The organism is Psychrobacter sp. AOP31-B2-9 (assembly GCF_052378005.1).
Taxonomy (GTDB): domain Bacteria; phylum Pseudomonadota; class Gammaproteobacteria; order Pseudomonadales; family Moraxellaceae; genus Psychrobacter.
In genome coordinates, this window is the sequence record NZ_JBQSXG010000121.1 from 1 (window position 1) to 8,882 (window position 8,882).

General features: G+C 39.7%; 7 protein-coding genes and 1 pseudogene. 4 read left to right on the top strand and 4 right to left on the bottom strand.

Features of this window, described 5'->3' with window-relative positions; all coding sequences use genetic code 11:
* Window positions 1-12 precede the first annotated feature (12 nt).
* From ACT3SX_RS11880 to ACT3SX_RS11895, 4 genes are all read right to left on the bottom strand, one after another.
* On the bottom strand, window positions 13-681 hold the full coding sequence (locus tag ACT3SX_RS11880) for a hypothetical protein (RefSeq protein WP_444761755.1): 669 nt from the start codon (window positions 679-681) through the stop codon (window positions 13-15).
* A gap of 40 nt (window positions 682-721) precedes the next feature.
* A complete protein-coding gene (locus ACT3SX_RS11885) occupies window positions 722-1,750 on the bottom strand; it encodes a PD-(D/E)XK nuclease family protein (RefSeq protein ID WP_444518695.1) in 1,029 nt (342 codons plus the stop codon).
* A gap of 67 nt (window positions 1,751-1,817) precedes the next feature.
* A complete protein-coding gene (locus tag ACT3SX_RS11890; protein WP_443517242.1) occupies window positions 1,818-2,906 on the bottom strand; it encodes a helix-turn-helix transcriptional regulator in 1,089 nt (362 codons plus the stop codon).
* Window positions 2,907-2,974: 68 nt separating this feature from the next.
* A complete protein-coding gene (locus tag ACT3SX_RS11895; protein WP_444518696.1) occupies window positions 2,975-3,844 on the bottom strand; it encodes a PP2C family protein-serine/threonine phosphatase in 870 nt (289 codons plus the stop codon).
* A gap of 393 nt (window positions 3,845-4,237) precedes the next feature.
* On the opposite strand from ACT3SX_RS11895, the pseudogene ACT3SX_RS11900 reads away from it, so the two are divergent.
* From ACT3SX_RS11900 to ACT3SX_RS11915, 4 genes and pseudogenes are all read left to right on the top strand, one after another.
* A pseudogene (locus ACT3SX_RS11900) lies at window positions 4,238-4,504 on the top strand (transposase); the annotation flags it as partial.
* 500 nt (window positions 4,505-5,004) lie between these two features.
* The gene (locus tag ACT3SX_RS11905; protein ID WP_192520670.1) at window positions 5,005-6,687 is read left to right on the top strand and encodes a phosphoethanolamine transferase; all 1,683 of its coding nucleotides are present in this window, start codon (window positions 5,005-5,007) and stop codon (window positions 6,685-6,687) included.
* 44 nt (window positions 6,688-6,731) lie between these two features.
* Window positions 6,732-7,418 carry a response regulator transcription factor gene (locus ACT3SX_RS11910; protein ID WP_025651489.1) on the top strand — a complete coding sequence of 229 codons (687 nt, stop codon included), beginning with the start codon at window positions 6,732-6,734 and terminating at the stop codon, window positions 7,416-7,418.
* Between the two features lie 98 nt (window positions 7,419-7,516).
* Window positions 7,517-8,863, top strand: a complete 1,347-nt coding sequence (locus ACT3SX_RS11915; RefSeq protein WP_192520669.1) for a sensor histidine kinase — start codon at window positions 7,517-7,519, stop codon at window positions 8,861-8,863.
* The last annotated feature ends 19 nt before the right edge of the window (window positions 8,864-8,882 follow it).

The window sequence follows — 8,882 nt, forward strand, 5'->3', positions numbered from 1 at the left end:
GTTAGTCATTGCTTATTCTCCTGTTAGTGGATTATAAGCAGTTACACAAAGTTTGGGAAAGGCTCCATAAACCGCCTTTAAACGAAAACAATTAGGCTCATCAGTCATACTTGAGCTGAGATAAGTAAATGCATTATCATTAGACAATAACCCCTCAATAGCATCTGATATATAAGCAAAGGCTTCCAGTGGCAGACTTTGCACGCTCTGCGTCCCAATAAGTACCCCTTTAGTATTACGAGCGTTAGTAAGTAGACCAATCATCTTATATGTAGCTGTTTTTATCATATGGAATTCAGACTCACCTGTAGCACTGGCTTGAACAAACTGAAACGAATAACCACACTCAAACAAGCTTATAACGTCTGCTACATCTATACCGATGATAGTACTTGCAGACTTTGCATCTAGCAGTGCAATGACATCATTTACTTCATCAGGCTGACATCTAACAATCCCCTCTATAATATCTAAGCGTTCATACTTATGGTCATCTGTTTGTAAGCCTACTAAAATATCAGCCCCTGCTTTCCCTTTTAGCTCTAGCAGTGCCTGCACATCCCAACCATCACTAATGATAAAACAAGCAATAATCGCTGGCGGAAAATAGTCTATGTTTGGTCGGTATAAGGCTGCACAAGGTAAATCATTTATTTGCGATTTGTCGAGCTGATATTTCATGATTAGACCTTCTGTTACTCTAGGTGTTATGACATTACAATTACCAATCGTTTTTATTTTTATACTGATTTACTACATGATTAATGAATTTTTGCACTTCATCCATTAGCTTATCAACTTGCCATAGATCTATTGAGTTTTCACTCTCAAAGATATCTGTGTCTAGTATAGCAAAGGTCATATGCCGACCTGAACCAAAGCGCTTTGGCTTAGTCACTTTTAAATCAAAATCAGCAGCTTCTGTCTTAAACAATTTATAAAGCTCATTCCTAACCTTGCTACGACTTTCTTTATTAGGAACAGATACTTTAAAGCAGATTTTCTCTTGCTCGATTTGCAAGTAAATATCTATATTATTTTCTACTCTATGACCCAAACCCCAAAAGCCCATAAAGCCGCCCGAAGGATTAGCAACATAACCCCAATTGCCTTCTCCTAAGTAAGACTGTAAATATTGAAAAAAGCCAATCCAAGCGCGTTTTTTCCATTCGTTGACAGGCTTTGACTTAAAGCTTTGCACCGCTTCTTCAATAGACTGCAGATGGTTATGATAATCGCTATATATATCACTCTCTTGCAGTGCCGCATTTCGTTCACTATTAAAGAGGTCTAATAAATCTCGTCTAGTTACTGGATAAAAGCCGTCCTTTAACACAGCTTTGTAGTTGCTTTGATCATGCGTTTGTAAATAAATAGGAATGATTTTATCCTCTGTAAAGGTTTGAGCGTGTCCATTGAGCATAAACTGCTTGTATCGAATCAATTGATCTGAATGCTGCAAACTGCCTACTTTATCTTCAATTAATACGCAGTAAGTGTCGTTTATGATACAAAGGACATCAATGTTATTCGCTTGACGCTTCACTACTATTTTATCAATACGACTCGGTAGCGAGTTACCCGCTTTTTTAAAGAATAACGCCAATACACTGGTTGCTAATCTGTTTAGCGCTCTATGCTTATCGTTTCCTGTCTGATAGTCTTGGTCTGCCCAAGAAAGAAGCCAACAGATAAAAGCGTCTTGTGATAATTCAGAGGTGGCAAATTTAAATAAGTTAGGTGTGGTCATTCTAGCTCCTTGATTAAATTAAAAAATATATTTGTGTTTGAGTGATTTTGGTAAAACTCTTGATCAACTATTTTGTATATAACTTCATCCCACTTTCTAGACGCTTTAAAATAACCGCTTTTAACTGAGCAGGCTCAATCACCACTGCCAATTGCGACATGCTCACTAACCAATCTTGCAAGCGCTGCGTATTAGTAACCGTTGCGCGCACTTCATTCCAAGTGTCATCGATAACCGTAATCGTTTGAGTAGATGATAACGGCCGCTCATAGAGGTGCTGACAGGCATATTTCTGTACTTTTAAAACCAAATTGATTTCAATATTTTTACCAAACTCTAGCTTACCTAGCTTCTGCAAACTTTCTAATGTAAAAACGTCACGCCCTACCCAGTCAGGTATTAGCCTGTCTATGACTACTGCCTCGGTAATGCGATTGACTGCAAAGTTACGGTGCGCCTTCAACAAGACATTGTCATCAATATGATCCTCTACCGGATAAAAGCCAGTCAGGTACATCATGTTATCGATAAAGACCAAACCACGCGGATAGATTCGTTTTTCACTCACGCTATCGTCCCATTTTTTTTGATAGCTGATTTGCAGTTGACGGTTTTGTAATAACGCCTGATGGATGCTAGCCAGCACCCCACTATCAAGCTTTGGTGCTTGTACGATACTCGACAGGGTAATGAGATGATCTTGCCACTGCCCCAGCTTGCTTTGATTGAAGCTGGTCTTATCTTGACGATCTAACTGGTTCAACTTATCGCTAATACTTTGCTTAAAAGAGGCCGGCAGATAATTTGCAGTATAGTTGGCCAGCATCTGCCAAAAAAATACCGTTTGCTCATTAATGACATCGATACTAAAGTTTGGCTCAATATAAAACCTTGCCGTTTGTCCGCTAATATTCTGTCCCCAAGCTGGCAGACGCATTAAAGCATCGCTGTGAAAGATGTCATTAAATATTTGATTGAGACTACTCAAATCGTTCTCTAGATTTTTACGCTCGTTTGCGTAGTGTTCAGGATTATCGTCATAAACACTCATTAGCTCTGTGAGTGATATTGCCTTTTCTTTACTACGTGGCAAGCGCTGATATAGCATAAACAGACGTGCGGATTTGTTATAGCTGGCAATTGGGTGTGTGGGCATATTGGCTACTCTATAGATTATCGAATTTATCAAACTGTCATCTTAAAAGTGAACAGTCATAAAAGAAGTTAACCAAACCGCACTACAATCGCAGTACCATTGTCATAAGCATTGCCATCTGAGTCATACACTTGATGCCAAAGCATCTGTAGCCAACCCTGCAAAACTGTTTGGCTCTTAATAAGAGCCCATTCACTACTGGGTACTAAATCATGAATACCATCGCTACAGATGACGAGACTATTGCCTGATTGTACCGTGATGTTTTGCCTTATACTTTTAGGTGGCTCGCTGCTCGGATCATCACTATCTACTGCTAGCGCAAAGCATTCAGTAATGCTATATAAGCTGCCTGCCATACCTGTGCGATTGTACTCCGTAAACTCTACTTGGCGATCTTCATCTTTCGCTTGCTCATCTACCAGCTCGTTTAGCAAATTATGATCACGAGTTAAGCACTGCCATTCATTCATATCTTTGCCAAGCAAATATACACGGCTATCGCCGACATGAGTTATATCTATATTTATCGACTTATCATCGTTTAGCGTGCCGATGATCATTGCAAGGGTTGCCGCAGCGCCATAGCGTTTAGGCGTATGCTTAGTTTGACTTAATTGCGTATATATACGATCTGATGTCATATTATGGACGTTTACTTGATTATCATCCCATAGCGCTCTAATTGCTTTGACCAATGCCTTTGAGCAGTGCTGTGACTGGTTAGAGCTGGCAACGCCATCCGATACGGCAAGACAAAATGGCGCTTGTACTGATGTCACTGCCATCACCCCTAAATCTTCTTGATACCAATGGTCTAAAAAGAAAAATGCGTCTTGTTGGAGGTTATTGCTAGCATTACCTTGAAAAGTAATGGCGCAGGCGTGCGCTATTGTTTCAATAAGAGGTTTATCCTCATCACTCAAAGTCGCTGTCATATTCATTCGCTCATTATTTATTATAATTAGGATAAGTATAATAGATTACCTAGTAATTTTTTTTCTAGGTTATACGATATTTTGAGTTGGTAGTAATGACGATTGACTGAAACCTTCTAAAGGTTTACCAATCCAAGTTTAAAAAGATTAGCGCTATTGCTGGTAGATCACAAAGGCAATATTTAAATCATATGAATCGTTATATTTTCCTTACTTATCAGGTGACTATTCTGTCCTTTTTTAGGGTATCGCATTATCAGTATTCATAGAATAGAGTGATATGCGCCTAGTGCGATTTAGCAGAAAAAACCCTGCTAGGCTATAACAGTAAACGCTCAGCAGGGTTTCGTCAGTTTTACAAAATTCTTAGGTGGCATGAGTGATATCGGGGTTTTACTATCTGCCTATTTTAAGTATCCTGAAGCAGTCAGAAAGCCTATTTATACCACCAATGCGGTGGAAGCGGTACATCGTCAGTTTCGTAAACTTACTAAAACCAAAGGCGCTTTCCCGAATGAAACCAGCTTGCTCAAATTGTTGTATGTTGGTATGTTAAATGCCTCTGCCAAGTGGACGATGCCGATTCGTAATTGGGGACAGACGATGATGCAGCTGTCTATCTATTTCCCTGGTCGATTAGATTCGGTGATGTGCCTTTAATTTAGTTGACACAGAGTTTTGAACGCCCTCTGATAAGTCGAAAGGCTCTGAATGCTATTATTCATATAGTGTATAAGGCTAGATTATGAAGTCTAATTTTCTTAGGTGATGTTGTTGATATGGGGGTATGAACAAAATGCCACTTTTATCTTTTTTAGTATTGACTGCTTTGGGTTCTAGTGTTTGGACAACTGTACTGACGCTTGCAGGTTACCACTTCGGCAAAAACTACGAGGTTATAGAGACTGCGTTAGCACCCTACTCAAAGATTTTTTTATCGATTGCTATAGTAATTATAATTAGTTGGTTTATTAGGCGTCGACTAACCAGCTAAAGTAGAGGCAATATGCATCCTTAAGCTTATTATCTAACTATTTATTTTTAAGAATATATTATCTTCTTAAAGCATTACTCAACCCAAATATCTTAACGTCTTCTTAACAGGCCTCTTGTTATCGTAAGGAATCAAACTCCTTACCATCCTGTTGAGAAGCCTAGTTATGTCAACCTCTCAAGCACTTAGCACTGAAATCACCAAAGCTCCTACCAAAAAAAGCTATCTAAACAGCATTTTTAATCATGAAATTAATCTTAACTATCTGATTATTATCGTTGCGCTCTATTTAGTCACTACTGCAAATTTTGGTTTTTTCGCGCAAGTGCTTAGCATTTACCCTTTTGGTAATAACGTTGGCTTCATAGTTTCTATCGCAGGCTTATTGTTCGGCTTAATGTGGCTACTCATCCAATTATTTTGCTATCGTCCTATTGCTAAACCAGTGCTCATCGCTATGGTAATGATAGCGGCCGTATGTGGCTATTTTACTGACGCTTATGGCACTATTTTCGATACTAATATGCTGATCAATAGTATACAAACCGATCAAGGTGAAGCGATGGGGTTGATGTCGCTAAGTTTTTTTACAAGAGTCTTTATACTAGGCATTATACCCGCAGTTATTATTGCTAAAATCCGCATAAAAAGAGTACCTATACGTCGAGCGCTATGGCAAAAAGCGTTAACCTTAACCTCATCTATCGCCTTAATAGCTGTCTGCCTACTGTCTTTTGGCGATCAATACGCCACCTTTTTCCGTCAGCATAAGATAGTCCGCAGTTACGCAAACCCTATTACTCCTATCTACTCGGTTATCAAATTAGGTACCGATTATGTTGAGAAACTTCGTCGTCCTGATACATTGACCCTGCATGCGACAGATGCCAAACGTATAACTCCTACTGCTGGAACTAACGCAGCAAAGCCTAAACTCATGGTATTTGTCGTTGGTGAAACAGTACGTGCTGATCATATCGGTCTTAATGGCTATGAGCGCGACACTATGCCTCTGCTGACTAGCCAACCAGATGTCTATAGCTTTAAAAATGCCACCTCATGTGGCACCTCTACTGCTTACTCCGTTCCCTGTATGTTTAGCTACTCTAATCGAGAGAGTTATGACAATAATATGGCAGACTATAATGAGAACGTATTAGACACACTAAATAAGCAAGGCGTCAATGTTATTTGGCGCGACAATAATTCGAGCTCTAAAGGGGTCGCGGATCGAGTAACTTTTGAAGATTATAAGACGGCTGATGTCAATCCAAATTGTGATGAGGAGTGTCATGATATCGGTATGCTTGACGGTTTTGATACTTTAATTAAGTCAGATGCACCTGCCAAAGATACGCTTATTTTATTGCATCAAATGGGCAATCATGGTCCCGCTTATTACAAACGTTATCCTAAGGAATTTGAAGAGTACAAACCTGTATGCATGACTAATGAGCTCTCTAAATGCGATGATCAATCCGTCATCAACGCTTATGACAATGCCATTCGTTATACTGATTACTTCTTAAATAACGTGATTAATACGCTCAAAAAGTATGAGCAGGACTATGATGTCATAATGGTATATATTAGCGATCATGGCGAAAGTTTAGGCGAGAATAATATTTACTTGCATGGCATGCCCTACGCTATCGCACCTGATGCGCAAAAGCAGGTGCCTGTCATTATTTGGTCACCTAATAGTAATAATATTGATAAAAGTAGTCTCGTTAGTATGATTGATCAGCCCGTATCACATGACTTTATCACCCCAACTTTACTTAACTTTTTTGGTATTACTACCGATGAGGTAGCAGCAGCGCCAACCTTCTTTAAATCTACCCATTAAGACCTTTATCATAAGCCCTGCTAGCATTTATGCACGAGACCACTATGTACAAGATACTCATCATCGAAGACAATCCCGATATCGTCGCCAATATTTATGCCTTTTTTGAACCAAAAGGTTTTGAGCTGGACAACGCTCATAATGGCATTAGCGGCTTAACACTCGCTGCAAATAATCGCTATGACGTTATTTTATTAGATGTCATGCTGCCGGGTATGGACGGCACCAAGCTATGTAAAAAACTGAGAGAAGAGCTACATAATAAAACCCCTGTATTGATGCTGACGGCTCGTGATACGATTTTGGATAAAGTCGCAGGCTTCGATAGTGGCGCTGATGATTATCTGGTCAAACCCTTCTCACTCATTGAATTAGAATCACGGATTAAAGCGCTTATCCGTCGACACCAAGATGAGCATTTTGAGCACAGCTTAGCTGTCGGACCATTATCCTTAAATGCTAATGAGCACACGATTAGACGAGAAGGTACATCACTAAAACTGACACCAACAGGGTTTAAAATTTTAGAAACATTAATGAATGCGTCGCCACGAGTCGTCAGTAAAAGTGAGCTTGAGGAAAAGGTATGGGGTGAGGATATTCCAAGTAGCGATGCGCTACGGACTCATATGCATAGTGTGCGCGTACAAGTCGACAAGCCATTTGCCAGACCTATGATAATGACGATGCCTGGAGTGGGTTATCAAATTGTTGATCCCGATAAAGTGTAGAATATCTTAGTACGATTTACAGACTCAATCTGATTAAGAGTCGTCCTAGTTATACCTCCTATCCTCTTTCTACTACCTTATACTATGAAGTAAATGCCATGTTCAGCCTCGACTCTATCGCTAATAAATTTCGACTGTCATATTTTTTATTTGCCATATTACTTTGCGCTGCTTTCGTCAGTATTTTTATGTACGCTGAGACAAGGATGGAGCAAGAGTTGGTCAAAGCTCGCTTACTGCAACAGCTAGAGCTTAGTCAAGAAAAGGATGGCGATCAGCCTGTCTACACTGCAGATCTGGGCATAAAAATTTATCGCTATAATCATGCACCTGATAATTTAAAAGCTTTGGCAACCGAGACAGTGCAAGAGATGCCCGTAACCGTGCCCACCAAAGATGGCAATGTTAGAACTAATCTACATTTCTTCATCTATCAGCAAAATAAACAACGCTATGTTTTAACCTATTTAGAAGACACTGAGATGGTAATGGGGAACTACCCTGTCCTTGCCATTTTTGAACACCTAGAAGACATCTTTGCCAATGCCTTAAGAGTTGCCGTTATTTTAAGCTTACTAATTGCCGCAATATTTTCTCAGCTATCCTCTAGGCAAATTACTAAACCTTTATTAGACTTAAAAAAAGCAGTAGAAACCGATCATCAAAACTTAACCGAATTGACCCATTTGCCCTCCGAGGTTGGCGTATTAGCACGCGCTATTGATGAGAAGAATCATAAGCTTGAGCAGTATCTCAAACGTGAGCAGCTATTTACTGGAGATGTTAGCCACGAGCTGCGCACGCCTTTGACGATTATTATGGGTGCATCAGAAGTACTGGCTTCTCAATTAGAAGGCGATAGCCGTTTGAGCGAGTTTACTAATCGTATTAGTACTACAGCTAAAGAGACCTCTGAGATTATCAGCGCGTTATTACTACTCTCGCGTGCTCCTGAAAAACTGGACGCTCCGCAAACCTCTATCAATAGCATTGCTAACAATGAAGTGGAACGCTTAAAGTATTTGCTACGGTATAAGACTGTGACTTATGCAGTAGTCGCTGAACAAGAGTATTTTGCCTACGTACGACCTGAATTACTAAAAATGGCACTAGGCAACTTAATAAAGAATGCCTTTCAATACACGGATGAGGGTGAGGTAGTTATTATTATTGACGATAAAAAAATCACCGTTACCGATACTGGCTTGGGTATTCCTGAAGCGATGATGCCTCTACTCTATGAAAGGTTTGAGCGTTTAGAGCAAAAGAAAAATGATGGGCAATTAACTGATAAGTTCTCGTCAAAAGATTATACGAGCTATAAGGTTGATGGCACAGGGTTAGGTCTAAGTATTGTTCAGCGCATCATAACGCATATGGGCTGGCAACTTACCCATCAAGCTAATGCTGCAGGCGGTAGTACGTTTAGTATTTATTATAAATAAATTCTACTAATAAACAATC